This window comes from Micromonospora sp. NPDC049679 (genome assembly GCF_040659735.1).
GTDB lineage: Bacteria > Actinomycetota > Actinomycetes > Mycobacteriales > Micromonosporaceae > Micromonospora_I.
In genome coordinates this window covers 1-20962 of record NZ_JBFANZ010000058.1, presented here as the reverse complement: position 1 = coordinate 20962, position 20962 = coordinate 1, and the positions used below count along the sequence as shown (strand labels likewise).

The following is a 20962-nucleotide window of genomic DNA, read 5'->3' as shown; positions in this document are numbered from 1 at the left end:
TGCCGGCCGGAATAACCCCTGGCGGACGCCGCGGCGGCATCACTCGGCCGACACCTTTGCCGCCCACTGCAGCGCCGCGCGGACGTCAGTGACCTATATCACCTCGCCGGCTCCGTCCGGTTGCTCGCGCTGGGACCCCACGACCCGTGCGCGCGCGCCGTCGACGGCGCCTTCTGGTGGGCCAGCCGCACCCCGGACGGTCCCGCCACGCTGTCGCTGCGGCGCTCCGGCGCCGAACTGATCGCCACCGGGTACGGCCCCGGCGCCGCCCGGGTGATCGAGCGGGCCGACGCCATCGCCGGGCTGCGTGACGAGCAGACCGGTTTCGCCGAGCTGGCGGCCGCCCATCCCGTCGTCGCCGGGCTGGCCCGCACCCACGGCGGCATCCGGTTCCCCGCGACCGGACAGATCTTCCCCCGCCTGCTGCGTGCGATCTTCGAGCAGAAGGTGACCGGCACGGAGGCCTTCCGGGCGTACGCGGCGACCGTACGGCGCTTCTCCGCACCGGCCCCCGGACCGGTCGCGTCGCTCTGGCTGCCGCCCGAGCCGGCCCCCATCGCCGCCGCGCCGTACTGGGTGTTCCACCCGTTCGGTGTCGAACAACGCCGCGCCGAGACGCTGCGCCGGGCCGCCGCGGTCGCCGACCGGCTGGAGCGGTGCGTGGACTCGACCGAGGCGACCACCCGGCTCACCGCGATCCCCGGGATCGGCCCCTGGACCGCCGCCGAGGTCGTCCGCGCGGCGTACGGCGACGCCGACGCGGTGAGCGTCGGCGACTACCACATCCCCAACATGGTCGCCTGGTCGCTGGCAGGTGAGGCCCGCGCCGACGACGCCCGGATGCTGACCCTGCTGGAGCCGTTTCGTGGACACCGGGGCCGGGTGTGCGTGCTGCTCGCCGCCGCCGGCAAGGCCGCGCCCCGCTTCGGGCCCCGGCTCGCGCCGCGCTCCTTCGCCCGGTTCTGACGCCGTCGGCGCTACTGCCGGCAGAGCCGACGGAGCACCGCACCGCAGCGGCGGACGTACGCGTGCTGCACGGCGACCGCGGCCGGGCCGGCGCCGCGCATCAACCAGCCGGCCGGGCGGCTGAACGCGGTGACCGAGAACCACACCTGACCGTCGTCGTCGCGCTCGACGAGGAACGCCTCCTCGCCCCGCGCCGGGTGACCGGCGAGGCTGCCGTACCCGAAACCGGCCCGCCGTGCGTCGTCCACCACCCACACCACCTGGCTCGGGGCGTTCAGGCGCAGCGGCCCGACGCCGAGTCCGGAGACGAGCGTGACACCGACCTCGGCGCGGGGCGCGGAGGTCGTGAGGCGGACCCCGGCGGCCCGGTGCATCCGCCAGGCCAGCACGGCGTCCGCGGCGACGTCGAAGACACCGCTGCCGAGCGACGTCCGGTAGCGCAGGTGCCGGTAGCCGGCGGGCAGCGGCCCGTCGCGGGTCACGGCGACCTCCGGGTACGTGAGACGGCTCAGCACGGTGACCTCCGGTGTCGCGTCGCGTCGGCCGGACACCGACGGGGTCGAGGAGATCACGGGTGGTCGGTGTGCCCGCCACCGGGGCACCCTGCGCCCGCTGGTGTGGCAGCGGCAGCGCGCCGGCCGTGGACGTACGACACGCGTCGTGCGAGCATCTCGACATGTCCATCGACGTCGATGTATCGGTGCGCCGTTCCCGCCGACTCGTCTGGGTCGCCGTCATCCTGGCCGCCACCGTGATCACCGTGCTGGTCCTGCAGCGTGTCACCGGCGTCACCGGAAGCCCCGTCGACCTGCGTGGGCAGGTCGCCGAACGGATGGTCGGCGTGCTGGAGCGGACGCCACCGGGCCAGCACCACGGGCACGGGGCGCACGTCAACCAGGATGGGGCGGCGGCGGGGCGGACGGTCTGCGGCGTGCGGGTCTTCGGTTTCGAACCGGCCGGCGCCACCCGGGTCGAGGACGTCCGCACCGTCTACGGGCACCATCTCTGCGCCATCGCGGAGAAGGGATTGGCCTGGGACGGGGCGGTGAAGCTGGTCGGCCCGGTGGTGTTGGACCTGTCGGGTACTCCCCCGGCGGTGCAGGTCGCCGAGGCGACCGCGGAGATGCCGTTCCGCGAGCGGGTGCGGCAGCTGATCCCCGAGCGCTACCAGGATCAGGCGTTCGAGGAGTCACTCGACCCGGCGACCATGACCGAGCTGCGCCGCCGCTACGACGAGGCGGCCCGCTGATGTCGCCCCCGGATGGTTGACTAGGCGCGTGCAGCTGCCGATCAACCCGCCGGTCGAGCCGATGCTCGCCAAGAGCGTTCCGAAGATCCCGACCGCCGAGGGCATGGCGTACGAGCCCAAGTGGGACGGCTTCCGGTGCATCGTGTTCCGCGACGGCGACGAGGTCGAGCTCGCCAGTCGCGGCGGCAAGACGCTGACCCGCTACTTCCCCGAGGTGATCGCCGAGGCGCGACGGCAGCTCCCGCCCCGGTCGGCGGTCGACGGCGAGCTGATCGTGATCCGTCGCGACGCCGACGGCGGCGCGCCCCGGCTCGACTTCGAGCTGCTCGGCCAGCGCATCCATCCGGCGGCGTCGCGGGTCAACCTCCTCGCCGAGCAGACGCCCGCCTCCTTCGTGGCGTTCGACCTGCTCGCCCTCGGCGACGAGGCGCTGGTGGAGCAGCCCTTCACCCGGCGCCGCGCGATGCTGACCGAGGCGCTGGCCGGCGTGGCGGCCCCGATGCACGTCACGCCGACCACGACCGACCTCGACACCGCCCGCCGCTGGTTCGACCTCTTCGAGGGCGCCGGGCTGGACGGGTTGATCGCCAAGCCGGCCGACATTCCGTACGCCCCCGGCAAGCGGATGATGTTCAAGGTCAAGCACGCGCGCACCGCCGACGTCGTGGTCGCCGGCTTCCGCTGGCACAAGTCCGGGCCGGTGGTCGGCTCGCTGCTGCTCGGCCTCCATGACGACGCCGGCACCCTGCACCACGTCGGCGTCTCGGCCTCCTTCAGCGTGGCCCGGCGGACCGAGCTCCTCGACGAGCTCGCCCCCTACCGGGGCGGATCGGCCGACCATCCGTGGGTGCACGGCGACCACGAGAGCGGCCAGCGCATTCCGGGCGGGCCGAGCCGCTGGTCGGGGACGAAGAACCTCGAGTGGGAGCCGCTCCGCCCGGAGCTGGTCGCCGAGGTCGGCTACGACGCGATGGAGGGGGACCGCTTCCGGCACACCGCCCAGTTCGTGCGTTGGCGCCCCGACCGCGATCCCCGCTCCTGCGGCTACGAGCAGCTCGAACGCCCGATCCGCTTCGATGTCGGGCAGGTTCTCGGCGGCGACCCGACCGCGCGGGGCTAGGCCCCGTGCCGCCCGGGAGCACCGGAGGCGACCCGACCCGTCGTCCGACGGCGTAGCCTCGGAGCGAGAAAGATCACGGAGGATTCTCGTGTCCCGTACCCACCGCCTGACGCTGGCTGTCCTCGTCGCGGTCACGCTGCTCGCCACCGGCTGCACCATGCCGGTCTTCGCGCCGCGCACGACCGGAGACGGCAGCGCGGCGCGCGGCAACACGGGCGCCCCGGTGTGGAAGCCGTGCCCCGAGGTGCCACAGGACCTGGTGGGGCGTGGCGCGCCGGGCATGAGCTACGACTGCGCCAAGATCGCCGTACCCGGCGACTGGAACACGGCCGGGGGCGGCGGCGCCGGGGCGAGCAGCGGGCCCGACGGGACCTTCGAGATCGCTCTGATGCGGGTCCGCTCCGCGCAGCAGCGCGACCGGATCGGCTCGCTCGTGATCAATCCCGGCGGTCCCGGCGGCTCCGGCATCGACACCGCCGCCTACCTGTCGTTCGGCCCCGCCTTCGGCGGCCTCCCCGACGAGGTGACCCGCCGCTTCGACATCGTCGGCTTCGATCCGCGCGGCGTCTCCCGCTCCAGCCCGGTCAAGTGCGTCGCCGACGCCGACTGGGATGCCGCCTTCGGCTACGAACCCGACCCGAAAAGCAAGGCGCAGTTCGACGGCCTGGTTGCGCTCAACAAGAAGATCGGCGAGGAGTGCGCCGCCCAGTACGGCGGGCGGCTGCGCCTCTACTCCACGGAGCAGGCGGCCCGCGACATGGACGCCGTGCGGGCGGCGGTCGGCGACAGCAAGCTGACCTACCTCGGCTACTCCTACGGCACCCTGCTCGGCGCGACCTACGCGCAGCTCTACCCGCGCAACATCCGGGCGTTCGTGCTCGACGGCGCGGTCGATCCGCGGCAGGACCTCGTCGCCGGCTCGGAGAGCCAGGCCAAGGGCTTCGAACTGGCGTTCAGCAACTTCGGCGAATGGTGCCGCAAGACCTCGGCGAAGTGCCCGATCGGCCCGGACGCGCGGGCCGCGGTCACCACCGCGATCGACAAGGCGCGCACCTCCCCCGTACGCGGCAGCGACGGCCGCGCGGCGACCCCCGGATGGACCTTCTATGCGGTGATCTCGTCGCTCTACACCGAGTCCGGCTGGGAGCAGCTGGCGAAAGCGATCGACAACCTGCGGCGCGGCGACCCGGCCGCGGTCTTCGATCTCGCCGACGAGTACACGGGGCGGGGCGAGGACGGCCACTACTCCAACCTGTTCGACGCCAACCTCGCCGTCAACTGCGCCGACGCGGCGTCCGCGCCGACGATCGACCAGATCCGCGGCCTGCAGTCCACGTGGCGAAGGAAGTACCCGCTGTTCGGCCCGGCTCTCGCCGTCGGCATGTTGAGCTGCGCCACCTGGCCCGGGCAGCGCGACCCGTACCCGACGGGAGCCGCCTCCGGCGCACCGCCGGTCCTGGTGGTCGGCACCACGGGCGACCCGGCCACCCCGTACGAACAGACACCGCGGCTCGCCTCGATGCTGGCGGTGGGCGTGGTGCTGACCTGGGAGGGCGAGGGGCACACGGCGTACCCGCAGACCCGCTGCGTCACCGACGCGGTCAACCGCTACCTGATCGAGCTGGCCGTGCCGCCGGCCGGGCAGCGCTGCCCGGCGCGCTAGTCACCGTGTGGGATGCTGCCCGGCGTGGCTGAGGTCGTATTTCGGGAAGCGCGCCGGGACGATGTGCCGTCGATCGTCACGCTGCTGGCCGACGACGGCCTGGGGGCCACGCGCGAGACGGTCCGCGAGGACGTCGACGCCGACTACTGGTGCGCCTTCGACGCGATCGACGGCGACCCGCGCAACGCGCTGATCGTCGTCGACCGGGACGGCGAGATGGTCGGCACGATGCAGCTGACCTTCATCCCGTCGCTCAGCCGACGCGGCGCCGAGCGGATGCAGATCGAGGCCGTACGGGTGCGCGGCGACCTGCGTGGCGCGGGCATCGGCCGGCAGATGATGGAGTGGGCGGTGGGGCAGGCGCGCCAGCGCGGCTGTCGGCTCGTGCAGCTGACCACCGACAAACAGCGGGCCGAGGCGCATCGCTTCTACGCCCGGCTCGGGTTCGTGGCCAGCCACGAGGGCATGAAGCTGACGCTCTAGGCCGCCCCGTCGGCGTGCACCGGGTCGGCGAGGTGCCCGTCGCGCAGCATGAGCACCCGGTCGGCCAGGTCGATCAGGGCCGGATCATGCGTGGCGACCAGCGCGGTCATGCCCCGCGCGTGCACCAACGCCCGCAGCAGGTCCATGATGGAGCGTCCGGTCTGCGAGTCGAGCTGCCCGGTCGGCTCGTCGGCGATGAGCAGCTGCGGGTCGTTCGCAAGCGCCCGCGCCACCGCCACCCGCTGCTGCTGCCCGCCGGAGAGCTCGTACGGCCGCTGCGCCGCCTGCCCACCCAGGCCGACCAGCTCGAGCAACACCGCCACCCGTTCCTCCCGCTGCGTCGCCGGCACCTTCGCCAACCGCAGCGGCACCCCCACGTTCTCGGCCGCCGACAGGATCGGCAGCAGGCCGAACGACTGGAACACGAACCCGATCGTGCCCCGGCGGAGCCCGAGCAGCTCAGACTCGCCAGCCGCGGTGACGTCCTGCCCGGCCACCACGATCCGGCCGGCGGTCGGCCGGTCGAGGCCGCCGATCACATTGAGCAGCGTGGTCTTCCCGGCGCCGGAGCGACCGCGCACGGCGATCAGCTCGCCGCGCCGCGCCGTGAAGGAGACATCGCGGACGGCGTGCACGGCGCGGTCACCCCGGCCGAAAGTGCGGCTGACGCCTTCGACGCGGACCAGTTCCTCGGTCATTGCGAGCCCTCCGACTCCTGCTGCGCTCCGTTGGCCGACTCCCCGGAACGCACCTCGACATGGTCGGGTTCGAGGTTCAACCGGACCCGATCGCGCAGCGACAGCGCCTCCACGAAGGCGGCGGGCAGTTGCATCCGCCCGGTCCGGTCGAGCACCGCGTACTCCTCGGCGACGACCTCCGTCGTCCCGTCGTCGGTGACCCGCGCGGTTCGCCGTACCTCCGAGGCGGTCCGGCCGTCGCGGATCGCGACGGTGCGGCTGACCTGCGTGGCCACGGAGTGATCATGGGTGACCACGACGATCGTGACTCCCAGCTCGGCGTTGATGGTCCGGAGCGCCCCGAACACGTCCTCCGCGGTCGCCTCGTCCAGCTCGCCGGTCGGTTCGTCGGCGAAGAGCACCTCGGGGTCGTTGGCCACGGAGACCGCGACCGCGCACCGCTGCTGCTCGCCGCCGCTGAGCTGACCCGGACGGCGATCCGCGCAGTAGCCGACCCCGACCATGTCCAGCAGCTCCCGCGCCCGGGCCCGCCGCGCCCGCGCCGACCGGCCGCCGGCCAGCTTCATCGGCAGCTCGACGTTCTCCGAAGCGGTGAGGTACGGCAGCAGGTTGCGTCCCGTCTGCTGCCATACGAACCCGACCATGTGCCGCCGGTAGCGCAGCCGCCGCCGGGCCGACATGGTGAGCAGGTCGTAGCCGGCGACCCGGGCGATCCCGGCGGTCGGCACGTCCAGGCCGGAGAGGATGTTGAGCAGGGTCGACTTTCCGGAGCCGGACGCGCCGACGATCGCGATCAGCTCCCCCTGGTCCACGACCAGATCGAGCCCCTGCAGGGCGACCACCTCGATGCCGTCGGTCTTGAAGATGCGGACCAACCCGTCGCACACGAGGTGCCCGCGCAGCTGGTCGGCGCCGCCGGCCCGCGCCGCCGCCCGCTCGACGGCGCGGCGTTGCAGCTCCGCCAGGTCCGGCGCGGCGGTCTCCGTCGTCACCATGTCAGCTCCCCTCTCCCGGCTGCAGCGCCTCGGCGAGGCGCAGCCGGCGGTTGGCGGTCGCCTCGACGACGACCGCCGTGATCAGCCCGAGCGCCGCGAGCGCGAGTACCGCGCCGACCACCCGGACGTCGACGTGCACGCCGACCGGCGCCCCGTCGGCGAAGTTCGACAGTTGGAGCACCGGCGCGAGCAGCGCCGGAAGCGCGGCGCCGACCAGTGCGCCGGTGCAGAGCGCCACCCCCATCGGCGGGCCGAGTTCGTAGGCGAGCAGACCGCGCCACTGCCGCCGGGACAGACCCAGGATGCGCAGCCGGGCCAGGAGCCGGACGCGGGCGGCCGCGCCGGCGAGGACCGCGAAGGCGATCGCCAGCAGCGCCAGCAGGGTGCCACCGAGGACGCCCGCGCCGAAGCCGAACGACAGGAGGCTGTTCACCCCGCCCGCCTCCAGTTGCTGCCGATAGTCCGACCGGCTGAGCACCGTGGTCGGCTCCACCGGCGCGACCGTCGCGATCGTGCCGCCCCGGGCGCGTTCCCGCTGACCGCGGTCGCCGACCTCACGTACCACCGCCGCGTCGATGTCGGCGCCGGCGAGCAGGAAACCGGTCGGATCGAGCGGCCGGCCAGCGGGTGCGGCGAGCGCCTGCCACGGCAGCACCACGAAGCGCTTGACGTCGGGCGCGATCGTCGGGAACGACGAGGTCACGCCGGCGACCCGGAACTCGTACCGCTGCCCCTGCACGGTGGTGAAGCCGTGTCCGGGCAGGTCCGCGGCGACCGCCGGGGAGACGAGCGCCGGCGCGGCTCCCGCGGTTGCGGCGGCGCCGGTGAGCGCGGCCGGCACCGCCGGTCGGACCCCGGACTCGGCCGCCACCCGGGCGACCGCCGGACCGTCGACCACCAGCACGGAGACCTCGGCGAGGTCCGCCCCGCCCGCCTCGGCGGTTGGCCGCACCGGCTGGCCCCGTTCGGCCGCGATCCGCCCGACGGCGCGGACCCCTGGCACCCGCGCCAGCGCCTCGGTCGTCTGCGGCGGGAACGCCTCCCCGGTCACCAGCACGTCTCCGGGCACGGCCCGGTCGGCCGCCCGGTCCCGACCGTCCGCGATCCCGCCGGCGACGACCGCGCTGAAGATCGCGGTGGCGATCGCGACCACCAGGACGGTCACCGGGGCCGCCGGCGTATCCCCCGACCGTCCCGCCCGGGCGATCCCGAGGAAGGGAACGACGCCGCGGCGGCGCTCCGCGAGCCGCCCGACCTGCCGCAACGGCCACGGATACACGCGGAGCGCGAGCACGGCGGCACCGGCGGCGAGCAGCACCGGCACCGAGACGAGGTACGGGTCGACGCTGTTCTGCGCGGAGAGCCCCCGCCGCCGCAGCAGGAAGGCGCCGAGCGCGGCGATCACCAGGACGGAACTCTCGGCGGTGAGCCGGCGCAGCGACGGGCGGGCGACGACCAGGTCACGCCGCGCGGTGCCGGGTTCGGCCCGGCGCGCGATGGCCAGCGTCGTGACCGGTACGGCGACCACGGCCGCGCCGGCGGCGAGCAGCAGCAGCCAGGCGGTGTCGCCCGGCCGGCCCGGCACGGCTCCCCCGGCGACCCAACCGACCGCCGCTGCCACCGGGACCACCAGCATCGACTCGGCGAGCCCCCGCCCGGCCATCGTGGTCAGCGCGCCGCCCCGGGCCCGCAGCAACGTGATCTCCGACCGGCGCCGCTCGGCGGCGAGCGCGGCCGCCAGCGCGATCAGACCGCCGAGGGTGGCCAGCACACCGGCCGCGACGACCGCGAGCAGCGCACGGACCGACCCGATCTTGTCGGCGAAACGCTGCAGCTCGAGATGGAGCGACGCGGTGAAACGCGTGCCCGTCGGCCGTTCCCGCTGCATGCGCAGCAGCCCGCTGATCACCGGCTCGACCTCGCCCGCGGAAAGGCGGTGCGGGTCGACCCGGTAGTGCCAACTGTGCGCCACCGGCCAGACCAGCGCCTCAACCGCGCGCATCCCGGCCGGATCGGTGAGCGCCAACGCCTCGAAGGGTCCCTCCCCCGAGGTGGGGGCGGCCGCGTCGAGCATCGGTGGCAACGACTGCCAGATCCCGGCCGCGGGATCGGTCGGCGCGAAAACGCCGACGATCACCACCTCGACCTGGAGGCCGGTCCGATCGACGGGCTTCAGGCGGAACCGGCTGCCGGGTTGGAGCCGCAGCACCGCGGCGACCCGCTCGGCGATGGCCGCCTCCACCCGACGTCCCTGGCCGCCCTCGTCCGGCGTCTTCGGCCAACGCCCGGCCACCAGCGTCGCCGTGTCGGACGCTCCCGTCACCGCCCGCAGTCCGAACTCCACCCGGAGCGTCTCCGGGTGCAGATCCGGCCCGGTCGCCGTCAGCCGCCGCGGCCCGACCTGCGCCGCGTACCAGCGCTCGTCGACCAGCCGCCGCACCGCCGGCGGCATCGCCCGGAGTCGGCTCTCCAGCTTGTCGCCGCCCCCGGCGACCCGCGTCTCACCGGAGAACGCCACCTCGTCGTAGGTGAGGTCACGCAGCGCGCTCGGCTGGGCCGCGATGTCCGCCTGCAATCCTTCATCGGTGAGCCGGTTGGCGATCCGGGGAGCGGCGGTGATCAGCAGCGCGGCGACCATGGCGAGCACGCCGAGCAGCGCGAAGTGCCCGCCGAACGCGCGCACCCGACGCCACGCGTGCCGCAGCGGTCCGCCGATCCGTTTGCGCTCACGCCTCGCGCTCACCGACCCCGCCCTCCGTTCACGACTGCGGGGCTCGCTGCGCTCACTCCTCGCGCTCACCGGTCCGCCCCGATCCGTAGCTGTGCCGCGGCCACCCGCTGCCGCGCCGTCATGGCGATCAGCCCGCTCAACACCATCGCGACGGCGAGCAGGCCGACGGCGGTCGCGGTGAGCGGCCCCCAGGGCAGCACCAGCGCGGCCGGCGGGACCGGTCGGGCGGCCGACTGGGTGAGGATCACCAGCGGCGCCACGGTCGCGGCGACGGCGACGCCCACGAGCAGGCCGACCGCGACGCCGATGCCGGCGAGGAAGGCCTGCTCGGCGATGAGGGAGCGGGCGAGCAGGCGGGGTGTGGCGCCGAGCGTGTGCAGCACGGTGAGTTCGGCGAGCCGGCGGCGAGCCGTCGCCCACACGTCGAACGCGAGGCCGACCAGCGCGAGCAGCACCGCGCCGAGTGCGGCGGCGAGGAATCCGGCGCGGGCGCCGAGCCAGTACGGGTCGCGCCCGGCCTGGTCGGCGATGGCGCCCCGGTCGAGCACGGCCAGGTCGGGCAACCGGGCCGCCGCCTGTGCCGCCGCCGCGTGTTCCGCGGGGTCTGTCGCGATCCACCATTCCGGCGCGCCGCCGATGGCCGAGCCGCGGGCATGGAGCAGATAGGTGGCCATCGAGGGGAGGTCAACCAGCGCGGCGGCGGGGACGTCGTCGGTCGCCGGCATCGCCGCCACCTCCCCGACGATGGTGATCGGGACCTCCCTGCCGGCGAGCGGCAAGGTGGCGGTCTGGCCGACGCTCAGGCGCAGGTCGCGCAGCAGCGCGGAGGTGACGATCGCCGGCACCGGAGCCTCCGCGAGCGGTCGGGTCACGGCGAAGCGCACCCGCCGGCCGGGGAATCCGCCCGCGGGCGGCGCGAGTTCGGCAGCGAGGCTGGAGCGTTGCTGTTCCGTGCGCACCGCCGGCTGCTGGGCGTCCTCGTACACCAGCGCCCAGTCGCCGGGGCCGAGGTCGACCCGACCCGTACGACCGTCGGCGCCGGTGACGGTCAGTTCGGTGGCGAGGAATCCGTACTGCTCCGCCCCCGAGTACGTCGCCTCCACCTGGAAGCCGACGAACCGCAACGGCCGTCCTCCCGTGTCCGGCAACGCCACGCTGAACCGCTGCGCGCTTCCGTCGTTTCCGGTGGTGGTCACCGGCAGCCGGAAGGTCCGGCCGTCCGGCGTCGCGAAGGCGGCGGCGGTGGCGACCGTGCCGGCGAAGACCCGGGTGCGCTGCGGGGTCGTGATGACGCCGCCGAGCCGCCGCGCATCGGCCGGCAGATCCGTTCCGGGTGCCGCGATGCGCGACCGGGCCATCCGCTCGAAAAGCGCCCCGGCCGGCTCGTCGGCCAGCCCTTCGCGCAGCCGGACCACGCCGCCGGCGGCGGTGACGTCGAGCCCCAGCACGGTGACCGGCGCGTTCGCCGGGCCCAGCCGCACGTTGTCCCGCCAAACCGGCACCGCTGCCCGGATCCCCGGCAACCCGGCGATCTGGGTGGCCCGGTCCGGCTGCGTCACGCCGGAGTTCTCCACCACTCGCAGGTCGGCTCCGACCTGGTGGGTCGCCTGATCGCGCAACGAGCGTTGCCAGGTGCTGATCACGCACCAGGCGAGGGAACTGGCGGCGACGGCCAGCGCGAGCAGGAACACGGGACCGGCGTGCGGCCGGCGGCCGGCCTGCCACATGCCGAGCACACTGGCGGTCCAGGGTCTGCGGTCGACGGCGCGCTCGGCCGCGCGGGTGAGCGGCGGCACCATCCGCAACGCGAGGACCGTGCCGGCGAGCACGCCGAGCGTGGGCGCGGCGACGAGCAGCGGATCGATGCCGAGGCTGGCCCCCACACCGGCGAGCGGCGAGGAGTACTGGCGCAGCTGGAACCAGGCGATCGCAGCGAGCGCCACCAGGGCGAGATCGACGCCGGCCCGCTGGACCGTCGCCCGCCGGTCCGGGCGCGACCGGTTCGCCAGCTCCGCGACGTAACTGCCGCTGCGGCGCAGCGCGGGGCCGAGCATCGCGACCAGGCAGCCGAGCCCCGCCGCGCCAGCGACCAGCCAGGTCAGCGTGGTGATGCGGGGATGCAGTCGTAGCTCCGCGGTGGCCACCAGGGAACTGTTGCCGAGGTGCCGCAGCGCCTCCATGCTCAGCAGCGGCGCGAGGACGGCCCCGGGCAGGACGAACAGGGCGGCCTCGCGGGCGGCGAAGCCGGCGAGCTGACGTCGCGCAGCGCCCCGGGCCCGCAGCAGCGCGGTCTGCGGTCGCCGGTCCTCGTTCAGCAGCGCGGCGAGCAGCACCAGCGTGTAACCGCCGAGCAGGGCGATCAGCAGCATCGGCGTCACCAGCGCGGACCGGCCGACGATGCTGGCCCGGCTCAGGCGTTCCGCGAGGCGGTCCAGGTGAGTCACGGTCTGGCTGGACGCGGCGAGCCCCGCCTGCTCCGCGGCACGCTCGCCGGTCGCCCGCATGGCGCGGCCCGTGTCGACGAGCTCGGCCATGGTCGCGTCGCTCAGCCGAGGCTCCACGAGCCAGGAGGCCGAGGTACTGCCCGGGAAGGTCCGCTGGAAGTCGACCGGGTCCAGGACGAAGGGGCCGGCCGCGGCCGGCGCGCCGCCCTGCGCGAGCACCTCCGGCGCCAGCCGCCAGTACGGGTCGCGCGCGTCGCGCGGCCGCCAGGTTCCCGCGACGATCACCTCGCTGCTCTGGTCCGTACTGCGGTCGGTCACCGGGATCCGGTCGGCGACCGAAACGCCGAGCGTCCGGGCGGCGCGTTCGGGCAGCGTGATCTGCATGGGGGTGGCGCCCGGGCGGGGCCAACCGCCACCGGTCACCTCGGCGTGCGCGGCCAGGTCGTCCAGGACGATCATCGACGCGAAGACGAGGCCGTCCTTGTCCGGTACGGCCGAGCCCGGGTCTCCGGTGAGCTGCCGGCCTGTTCCGTAGCGTCCACCCGTGATCGTCACCGGGCGCCCACCGACGCCGTCGGCGAACCCACGCCGGATCGCGTCGTCGCGATTCGTGAACGCGGTGTGGCTGGGGCCTCCGGATCCGCTGATCAGCAGGCTGCGCTCGTCGGCGGTCGCGGCCGCCAGCACACTGCGTTTGCCCGCCTCGCTCGCCTGCTGGTTGTACTCCACCAGCCCGGTGACCATCGCCGTCGCGATGAGCGCCGCCACGGCGGCTGCGAACAGGAGGCCGCGTGCGCCACCCGCCCGCCGAAGGACCAGCCGCATGCGACGCCTCACCCCCGTGACCAGGCCGACCCTGGTGGGCCGGCCCATGGAGAACGGGATAACGGCGAGGAAAGGTTCCCTCCGTTAGGTGATCGTTACCAGCGGGGGGCGGCAGGTGGGTGGCTAGGCCCGGCGGTCGCGGTCCTTGGAGGGCTGCACCCGCTTGGGCTCCCCCGGCATTTTCGGGTGGTCCGGCGGGTAGGGCAGGTCGCCCGCGCCGTCCCGGTCGTCCCGTTCGGCCCACTCCAGCAGGGGCGTGATGTCCCACGGGGTGTCGTCGATGCCGGCGTGCGGGTCGCCGATGCGGGCGAAACGCTCCGGGACCGTACGCAGGTCGAAGTCGTTCGGCTCGACCTGCGTCAACTCGGCCCAGGTGACCGGGGTCGAGACGGTGGCGCGGGCGTTGGCCCGCACCGAGTACGCGCAGGCGATGGTCCGGTCGCGCGCCATCTGGTTGTAGTCGATGAACACCTTCTGTCCGCGTTGTTCCTTCCACCACGCGGTGGTCACCAGGTCGGGGCGGCGCCGCTCCACCTCGCGGGCGAACGCGATCGCCGCCCGGCGCACCTCGGTGAACGTCCAGTGCGGCCGGATGCGGACGTAGACGTGCACGCCCCGCCCACCCGAGGTCTTCGGGTAGCCCACCGCGCCGAGTTCGTCGAGGAGCGTCCGCACCTCGCCCCCCACCTCGACCGCGTCCCGGAAGTCGGTGCCCGGCTGCGGGTCCAGGTCGATGCGGAGTTCGTCGGGGCGGTCGACGTCGTCGCCGCGGACCGGCCACGGGTGGAAGACGACGGTGCCCATCTGGGCGGCCCAGGCGACGTGCGCCAGGTCGGCCGGGCAGAGCTCATCGGCGCTGCGCCCGCTGGGGAAGGTGATCTTCGCCGTCCGCACCCAGGGCGGCACCCCCCGCGTGGGCACCCGCTTCTGGAAGAACATCTCCCCCTCGATCCCTTCGGGGAAGCGTTGCAGCATCGTCGGGCGGTTGGCCAGGGCACGCATGATGCCGTCACCGACCGCCAGGTAGTAGTCGAAGATGTCGCGTTTGGTGTAGCCGGCGCCCGGGAAGCAGACCCGGTCGGGACTGGAGAGGCGGACGGCATGGCCGGCGACCTCAACCTCGAGGGCGGGCGGCTTTGCCACGCGCGCCCGTGTGGTGCCGGTCCGTGTGCCGTCGGCGCTCGCGGTGCCACCCATCCCGTGACGATATGTCACCAGGACGCCACCCGCCGATCCCGATCAGGAAACCCCGACCCGAAGTTCGCGGTCGACGTGGTCAGACGCGGACGCTCCAGTCCCGGTACGTCTCCCACAAGTGGCAGATCATGAAGAGCTTCTGCTCGAACTCCGGGTCCCGCCCGAGCAACTCCCCGTCGTACGGGGCGCGCAGCCGCGCGACCGTGCCGTCGTCGAGATACACCGTGATCACCGTGCGCCGACGCCGGCGCTCGGCGCGTACGTCGACCACGAGCTTCCACGGCGCGAAGCCCTCCAGCGCCAGCGGGATGCCGTGAATGCCCAACCGGTCCAGATCGGCCCCGAACCGTCGCCGCAGCAGCACACCGATCACCGCGCCGGCCGGCAGCGGCGCCAGCACGGCGAGCCACGCGACGGGCGGCAGGTCGACGCCGCCGAAGCGGGTGCCGGCCATCCGGTCCAGCAGGGCGGGCCCGGTCACGACGCCGACCATGACGAGCGCCAGCACGAGGGCGGCGAGCCCGCCGAGGAAGAGGCCCCGCCCGGTCGTCTGCCGCCAGGTGGGACGGAAACGGGCGAGCACCGGCGGAGCGGGCGCGACCGCTCGCTGCCCGGGAGGCGGAGCGGGTGCCTGCATGCCTGAGTAACGACGGGATCCGGCACTTGGTAATCACGGCCGCCGCCACGGGGGTCGTACGGTAGAGGCATGGCTGTTGACAAGACTTCACTGCCCCGCACCGACGAGGAATGGCGGGTGCGGCTCTCCCCCGAGGAGTTCCGCGTGCTGCGGGAGGCGGGCACCGAACGACCGTGGACCGGCGAGTACGTCTCGACCACCACGAGGGGTATGTACCACTGCCGCGCCTGCGGCGCCGAACTCTTCACCAGCGACACCAAGTTCGACGGGCACTGCGGCTGGCCGAGCTTCGACGAGGCGATCCCGGGCGCGATCCGCTACATCGAGGACCGCTCGCTGGGGATGGTCCGGGTCGAGGTGCGCTGCGCCACGTGTGATTCGCACCTCGGGCACCGCTTCGACGGCGAGGGCTTCACGCCGAAGGACGCGCGCTACTGCATCAACTCCGTGTCGCTGAGCCTGGAGCCCACCGACAACGCCTGACGCCCGCCGCCGGCCGGTCCCGCGGGGTCGTCCGGCGCCGGGCCCTTTCTCAGAGCACCAGTCGACCGCCGTGGCGATCGACGTGGTCGGCCTGCTCGTCGTCGAGCCACACTCCGCCCGTCGCCAGGTAGCGGAACCGGTATTCGCCGGGCTCCAGCCGGAGGGTCACCGTACGGCTGCCGTCGCGACGGCGGACCAGCTCGTGGCGGCCCGGCTCCCAGTCGTTGAAGCAGCCGACCACGCTCACCGTGCCCACGGGAGCGTCGGCGGGCAGACAGAAGGTGACCCGTGTCTTGCTGCCGAACAACTTGCTGCGCTTGATCACATCGGCTCCTTCCGCCAGGTGTCACGCTCGACCCGCCGAGCGTGGCACCGCCAGCGGAAATGGCGAAGCGACACGCCCTGCGTAACCCGCATTTCACGCTCCCCGCCAATCAACCCGAAATCGGCGTTCCGGTTGCTGCCGGTCCGCCCGTGGCGCAGGCTGCTGACGGGTGTCCGAACGGGGAGGTTTCGCCATGGCGACCTGCGAGGTCTGCGGCAACGACTACTGGATGGCGTTCGAGATCAAGACCTCGAGCGGCGCTGTGCACACGTTCGATTCCTTCGAATGCGCGATCCATCGGATGGCGCCCGTCTGCGAGCACTGCCAATGCAAGATCGTGGGGCACGGCGTCGAGGTCTCGGGTCGCTTCTTCTGCTGCGCGCACTGCGCCCGCTCCGTCGGCGGCGAGCAGGGCGCCGAGGTCCGCGACGCGGTGGGCGCGCGTCCGAGCTGACCGGCCTACGATCGCGGGCATGCATCCGCAGACCACCGAGCTCCGGTGCCGGGTCGCGTCCTTCGCGGACCTGGATACCCGAACCCTCTACGACCTGCTCCGACTCCGCGTCGATGTCTTCGTCGTCGAGCAGGAGTGCGCCTACCCGGAGCTCGACGGGCGGGACACCGAACTGGGCACCCGGCACCTCTGGCTGGCCCGCGACCGCGCGGCCGTGGCGTACCTGCGGATTCTGGACGATGGCGAGGTGGAGCGGATCGGCCGGGTCGTGGTGGCCGGGGCCGAGCGCGGTCACGGGCACGCGGCGCGGCTGATGGAGGAGGCGCTCACCGTCGTGGGGCACCGCCCCTGCGTGCTGCACGCCCAGGCGCATCTGGTCGACTTCTACGCCCGTTACGGCTTCCGACCCACCGGCCCCGAGTACGTCGAGGACGGCATCCCGCACGTGCCGATGCGCCGCGACCCGGCGCGGTGACAACGGCCGCCGGCCGCGCCCGCGACATACGGTGCGCCACGCCTCCCGACCGGCGAGCCTGCCCGCGTTTCGGGCCAGCACGTGCAGGTCGGTACGGCGGGCGTCCGTCGCCGCCGATCCTGGCGGCCAGCCGGCCCGCCGGCAGGGCGTCGGCGTGATGTCAGGGCCGGGCCGCCACCGACCCGGCCCTTGACAGGGGCGCGTTACGGCAGCGTGGAGATCAGTTCCGACACGGCGCGGCGGCGTCCGGTGTAGAACGGCACCTCCTCGCGCACGTGCCGCCGCGCCGAGGAGGCGCGCAGGTCGCGCATCAGGTCGACGATGCGGTGCAGCTCGTCCGCCTCGAAGGCGAGCATCCACTCGTAGTCGCCCAGCGCGAACGACGCCACCGTGTTGGCCCGCACGTCGGGGTAGCCGCGGGCCAACCGGCCGTGCTCGGCGAGCATCTCGCGCCGCTCCGCGTCGGGGAGCAGGTACCACTCGTAGGAGCGCACGAACGGATAGACGCAGATGTAGGCGCGGGCCTCCTCGCCGGCGAGGAACGCCGGGATGTGGCTCTTGTTGAACTCCGCGGGCCGGTGCAGCGCCATCTGCGACCAGACCGGGGCGAGCGTGCGCCCGAAGGCGATGCGACGGAACAGCTTGTACGCCTCCTGCAGCGCGTCGCTCGACGACGAGTGCCACCAGATCATGACGTCGGCGTCGGCGCGCAGACCGGAGACGTCGTAGGTGCCACGCACCGTGACGTCCTTCATCGCGAGCTGCTCGAAGAGCGACTCGACCTCGCTGACCACGTCGTCGCGGAGCGCGGGAAGCGACGCGGTGGTCCGGAACACGGACCACATCGTGTAGCGGATGGTGTCGTTCAGCTCGCGCAACCGTGCGGCATTGGTCTGCTCGCTCATGCCGGCAATCCTCCCAGGACTTCGATGATCTCTTCTGCGGCGGTCTCGCCGGACCGTACACACGTCGGGATGCCCACCCCGTCGTAGCCGGCGCCGGCCAGCGCGAGGGTGGGGTGGGCGACCCGCAGCCGGGCGCGGACCGCGGCGACCCGGTCCAGGTGGCCGGGCGCGTACTGCGGCAGTGCCCCGCCCCAGCGCTGCACGTGACTCTCCAGCGGCCTCGGCATGGCGGCGCCGACCACCGCGGACAGCTCCCGGTGCACGGCCTCGACCAGCTCGGCGTCGGAGCGTTGCAGCTGGTGCTCGTCGCCGTAGCGGCCGACGGACGCCCGCACCAGCGCCACGCCGTCCGGGCGGCGCAGGTGGCCCCACTTGGTGGTGAAGAAGGTGGCCGCCTTCATCAGCACGCCCTCGGTCGCGGGCACCAGGAAGCCGGAGAGTTCCGGCAACGGCGCGGCGGGGAGCGCCAGGCTGACCAGCGCGACGCTGGCGTAGTCGAGTTCGCCGACCGGGCCGGCGGCGCCCGCGTCCACGCCGGCGAGGAGCCGCGCGGCGGGCCGCGCCGGCAGGGCGAGGATCACCGCGTCGACGTCGACCAGTTCGGGGTCGCGGGTCGGGCCGACGACGAGGCGCCAGCCGGCCGCGGTCCGCGTCAGTTCACGGACGGCCGCGCCGAGCCGCAGATCGGCGCCGCCGGCGGCGGCAGTCGCCGCGACCAGGCGGTCGAGCCCACCGGCGACGGTGGCGAAGACGGGCGCGCCGGGAACCCGCGGCGCGGCGGCCTGGGCGGCCCGGACCGCGCCGACCAGGGTGGGCTCGACGCGCGCCGTCCGGGCCAGCCGCGGCATGGTCGCGGCGAGCGAGAGCAGGTCGGCGCGCCCGGCGTAGACCCCGCCCAGCATCGGGTCGACGAGCCGGTCGACCACCTCGCCGCCGAGGCGGCGCCGGACCAGCGCGCCGACCGCGACGTCCTCGTGCGGTCCGAGCAGCGGCCGACCGCCGTCGCGGTCCCGCTCCGCCTCCGGCCGCGCGACCGCGGCCACCTGATCCAGATCACCGGGTACGCCGACGAGCGTGCCCCGCGGCACCGGCAGCAGCCGCCCAGCGACGGCGATCGCCGCCTGACCCGTCGTCGGATGCACCAGGTCGGTGCCGAGCCCCACCCGGCGGGCCAGGGCGACGGCGGCGGAGTCGCCACCGTCGGGGTCCGTGGCGAGGAACGATTCGGCGCCCCGCTCCAGCACGGAACCGGCGAGTTCACCGGTGCGCAGCTTGCCGCCGAGCGCGGCCGACTGCTCGTACACGGTGATCTGGGTGCCGGCGGGAGCCCGCTCCCGCAGCCGCAACGCGGCCGCCAGCCCGGTGATCCCGCCGCCCACCACGGCGATCCGCTTCTGCATCGTCCCAGCCCGTCGGATCAGCGCGCGGACGCCTCGTGGACGAGCGCGACCACCCGCGTCAGCACCTCGGGGTCGGTCTCCGGCAGCACGCCGTGGCCAAGGTTGAACACGTGCCCCGGCGCGGTCCGTCCTTCGGTCAGCACCCGCCGCACCTCGGTCTCGATCACCGGCCACGGCGCGAAGAGCAGACACGGGTCCAGGTTGCCCTGCACCGCCTTGCCGGCCCCGATCCGCGTGGTGGCGACGTGCAACGGCGTACGCCAGTCGACCCCGACCACGTCGGCGCCGGCCTCCCCCATCGCGCCCAGGAGCTCGGCGGTGCCGACGCCGAAGTGGATCCGCGGCACGCCGGCGTCGGCGAGCCCCTGGAGCACGGCCGACGAGTGCGGCAGCACGAACTGGCGGTAGTCGGCCTCGGAGAGCGCACCGGCCCACGAGTCGAAGAGCTGGACGGCGGAGACCCCGGCGGCTATCTGGACCCGCAGGAACTCCAGCGTGATCTCGGCGAGCCGGCCACAGAGCGCGTGCCAGACGTCGGGTGCCCCGTACATCAGCGCCTTGGTCCTGACGTGGTTGCGCGACGGGCCGCCCTCGACGAGGTAGCTGGCCAGCGTGAAGGGCGCGCCGGCGAAGCCGATCAGCGGGGTCGCGCCCAGCTCCGCGACGAGCAGCCGGATCGCCTCGTCCACAAACGACACGTCTGCGGCGGTGATCGGGCGCAGTCGCTGCACGTCGGCGGCGGTACGGATCGGCTCGGCGACGACCGGTCCGGTGCCCGGCACGATGTCCAGGTCGATGCCGGCGGCGGCGACCGGCACCACGATGTCGCTGAACAGGATCGCCGCGTCCACCCCGTGGCGGCGGACCGGCTGCAGGGTGATCTCGCAGACGAGATCGGGGCGCCGGCAGGACTCCAGCATCGGGATGCCGGCCCGGATCTCCCGGTATTCCGGCAGCGACCGCCCCGCCTGGCGCATGAACCAGACCGGCGTGTGCGGCACGGGCTCGCCCCGGCAGGCGCGTACGAACGCCGACGTGGCGGGGGTGCTGTGGGCTCCGTCTTGGGCTGCGCTGCCCGGCATGATGGTGGTCATCGGGGCAATCGTGCCACGCCGCACCGGGCGTCCGGCACGCAGAGCCCGACCTGCGTTACCCCTGCCATCCCCGCTGATCGGCGCGCCGACCCCCACCACGCCGGTGGTCGGCTTAGGCTGCGGACATGACCTCCCCCTCGACCGTGCTCCCCGAGGTGTTCACCCGTGCGGTGGCCGGGCTACGCGCGGCCACGCCCCGTGGGGAGATCCTGATCGAAGAGATCGGTGCTCCGCAGCGGTTGGCGCCGTACGCCTTCGCGCTGAGCGCCACCGTGCTGCGCGACGGCGAGGAAGTCGCCACCGGCCGACTGATCCTGCTGCACGACCCGGCCGGACACGACGCGTGGGACGGGACGTTGCGCCTGGTCACCTACGTCACCGCGGATCTGGAGATGGACCTCGCCGCCGATCCGATGCTGCCGGGGGTCGGGTGGACCTGGCTGACCGATGCGCTCGACGCGCACGACGCCACCTACAAGGCGATCGGCGGCACGGTGACCCAGACGGTGTCGACCCGCTTCGGTGACCTGGCCGGCCCACCGCCCGGCGGTGACATCGAGATCCGGGCGTCCTGGACGCCGACCAGCGACGACCTGAGCGCTCATCTGTTGGGCTGGTGCGCGCTGCTCGCCTCGACCGCGGGGCTGCCGCCACCGGGCGTGACCGCGCTCCCCCAGCCCCGTCCCGCCGGCACCGCCTGACCTCATCGGCCCAGCCGGCCCCGCTCACCCCGCCGACACCGCTCGCCGCGTCGACCGCTCGCCGCGTCGATCAAGGGCGTCTTCACACGATCAGAGATCAAACCGTGTGAAGACGCC

At 73.9% G+C, this 20962-nt stretch carries 20 protein-coding genes; 9 read left to right on the top strand and 11 right to left on the bottom strand.

Annotation, left to right across the window (positions count from 1 at the left end):
* Window positions 1–66 precede the first annotated feature (66 nt).
* Window positions 67–966 carry a DNA-3-methyladenine glycosylase 2 family protein gene (locus AB0J06_RS24840; protein ID WP_357431835.1) on the top strand — a complete coding sequence of 300 codons (900 nt, stop codon included), beginning with the start codon at window positions 67–69 and terminating at the stop codon, window positions 964–966.
* Window positions 967–977: 11 nt separating this feature from the next.
* Here AB0J06_RS24840 and AB0J06_RS24835 read toward each other — a convergent pair whose 3' ends face one another.
* Window positions 978–1538, bottom strand: a complete 561-nt coding sequence (locus AB0J06_RS24835) for a DUF1990 domain-containing protein (RefSeq protein WP_357431833.1) — start codon at window positions 1536–1538, stop codon at window positions 978–980.
* A 104-nt stretch (window positions 1539–1642) separates the two neighbouring features.
* On the opposite strand from AB0J06_RS24835, the gene AB0J06_RS24830 reads away from it, so the two are divergent.
* From AB0J06_RS24830 to AB0J06_RS24815, 4 genes are all read left to right on the top strand, one after another.
* Window positions 1643–2215, top strand: a complete 573-nt coding sequence (locus AB0J06_RS24830; protein WP_357431831.1) for a hypothetical protein — start codon at window positions 1643–1645, stop codon at window positions 2213–2215.
* A gap of 28 nt (window positions 2216–2243) precedes the next feature.
* Window positions 2244–3335, top strand: coding sequence for an ATP-dependent DNA ligase (locus AB0J06_RS24825; RefSeq protein WP_357431829.1), 1092 nt, complete (start codon window positions 2244–2246; stop codon window positions 3333–3335).
* An 88-nt stretch (window positions 3336–3423) separates the two neighbouring features.
* Window positions 3424–4998 carry an alpha/beta hydrolase gene (locus AB0J06_RS24820; protein WP_357431827.1) on the top strand — a complete coding sequence of 525 codons (1575 nt, stop codon included), beginning with the start codon at window positions 3424–3426 and terminating at the stop codon, window positions 4996–4998.
* A 24-nt stretch (window positions 4999–5022) separates the two neighbouring features.
* Entirely contained in the window at window positions 5023–5481 is a 459-nt protein-coding gene (locus tag AB0J06_RS24815) for a GNAT family N-acetyltransferase (protein WP_357431825.1), read from the top strand.
* Here the strand turns inward: AB0J06_RS24815 and AB0J06_RS24810 are convergent.
* From AB0J06_RS24810 to AB0J06_RS24785, 6 genes are all read right to left on the bottom strand, one after another.
* Window positions 5478–6179, bottom strand: coding sequence for an ABC transporter ATP-binding protein (locus tag AB0J06_RS24810; protein ID WP_357431823.1), 702 nt, complete (start codon window positions 6177–6179; stop codon window positions 5478–5480). The genes AB0J06_RS24815 and AB0J06_RS24810 overlap by 4 nt on opposite strands.
* Window positions 6176–7174 (bottom strand): ABC transporter ATP-binding protein, encoded by a 999-nt coding sequence (locus AB0J06_RS24805; RefSeq protein WP_357431821.1) that lies wholly within the window; start codon window positions 7172–7174, stop codon window positions 6176–6178. Before AB0J06_RS24805 ends, AB0J06_RS24810 begins: the two co-directional genes overlap by 4 nt.
* 1 nt (window position 7175) lies before the next feature.
* Complete coding sequence (locus tag AB0J06_RS24800; protein WP_357431819.1) at window positions 7176–9917, bottom strand: FtsX-like permease family protein; 2742 nt, start codon at window positions 9915–9917, stop codon at window positions 7176–7178.
* Window positions 9918–9970: 53 nt separating this feature from the next.
* On the bottom strand, window positions 9971–13174 hold the full coding sequence (locus tag AB0J06_RS24795) for an FtsX-like permease family protein (protein WP_357431817.1): 3204 nt from the start codon (window positions 13172–13174) through the stop codon (window positions 9971–9973).
* A gap of 123 nt (window positions 13175–13297) precedes the next feature.
* Window positions 13298–14371, bottom strand: coding sequence for a non-homologous end-joining DNA ligase (gene ligD / locus AB0J06_RS24790; protein WP_357431815.1), 1074 nt, complete (start codon window positions 14369–14371; stop codon window positions 13298–13300).
* Between the two features lie 79 nt (window positions 14372–14450).
* Complete coding sequence (locus AB0J06_RS24785) at window positions 14451–14954, bottom strand: hypothetical protein (protein ID WP_357431813.1); 504 nt, start codon at window positions 14952–14954, stop codon at window positions 14451–14453.
* Between the two features lie 123 nt (window positions 14955–15077).
* On the opposite strand from AB0J06_RS24785, the gene msrB reads away from it, so the two are divergent.
* Complete coding sequence (msrB, locus tag AB0J06_RS24780; RefSeq protein ID WP_357431811.1) at window positions 15078–15491, top strand: peptide-methionine (R)-S-oxide reductase MsrB; 414 nt, start codon at window positions 15078–15080, stop codon at window positions 15489–15491.
* A 49-nt stretch (window positions 15492–15540) separates the two neighbouring features.
* Here msrB and AB0J06_RS24775 read toward each other — a convergent pair whose 3' ends face one another.
* Window positions 15541–15816 carry an isoamylase early set domain-containing protein gene (locus tag AB0J06_RS24775; protein ID WP_357431809.1) on the bottom strand — a complete coding sequence of 92 codons (276 nt, stop codon included), beginning with the start codon at window positions 15814–15816 and terminating at the stop codon, window positions 15541–15543.
* 193 nt (window positions 15817–16009) lie between these two features.
* On the opposite strand from AB0J06_RS24775, the gene AB0J06_RS24770 reads away from it, so the two are divergent.
* Entirely contained in the window at window positions 16010–16270 is a 261-nt protein-coding gene (locus AB0J06_RS24770; protein WP_357431807.1) for a Prokaryotic metallothionein, read from the top strand.
* 19 nt (window positions 16271–16289) lie between these two features.
* A complete protein-coding gene (locus AB0J06_RS24765; RefSeq protein ID WP_357431805.1) occupies window positions 16290–16745 on the top strand; it encodes a GNAT family N-acetyltransferase in 456 nt (151 codons plus the stop codon).
* Between the two features lie 203 nt (window positions 16746–16948).
* On the opposite strand, the gene hemQ is transcribed toward AB0J06_RS24765, so the two are convergent.
* From hemQ to hemE, 3 genes are read right to left on the bottom strand one after another with little or no spacing between them, the layout of a single operon-like run.
* Window positions 16949–17650: a hydrogen peroxide-dependent heme synthase gene (gene hemQ / locus AB0J06_RS24760; protein WP_357431803.1), complete on the bottom strand. Its 702-nt coding sequence runs from the start codon at window positions 17648–17650 to the stop codon at window positions 16949–16951.
* Complete coding sequence (gene hemG / locus AB0J06_RS24755) at window positions 17647–19050, bottom strand: protoporphyrinogen oxidase (RefSeq protein WP_357431802.1); 1404 nt, start codon at window positions 19048–19050, stop codon at window positions 17647–17649. Before hemG ends, hemQ begins: the two co-directional genes overlap by 4 nt.
* A gap of 17 nt (window positions 19051–19067) precedes the next feature.
* The gene (gene hemE / locus AB0J06_RS24750) at window positions 19068–20144 is read right to left on the bottom strand and encodes a uroporphyrinogen decarboxylase (RefSeq protein ID WP_357431800.1); all 1077 of its coding nucleotides are present in this window, start codon (window positions 20142–20144) and stop codon (window positions 19068–19070) included.
* A 125-nt stretch (window positions 20145–20269) separates the two neighbouring features.
* Between hemE and AB0J06_RS24745 the strand changes: the two genes are divergently transcribed.
* Complete coding sequence (locus tag AB0J06_RS24745) at window positions 20270–20845, top strand: DUF3000 domain-containing protein (protein WP_357431798.1); 576 nt, start codon at window positions 20270–20272, stop codon at window positions 20843–20845.
* Window positions 20846–20962: the final 117 nt, after the last annotated feature.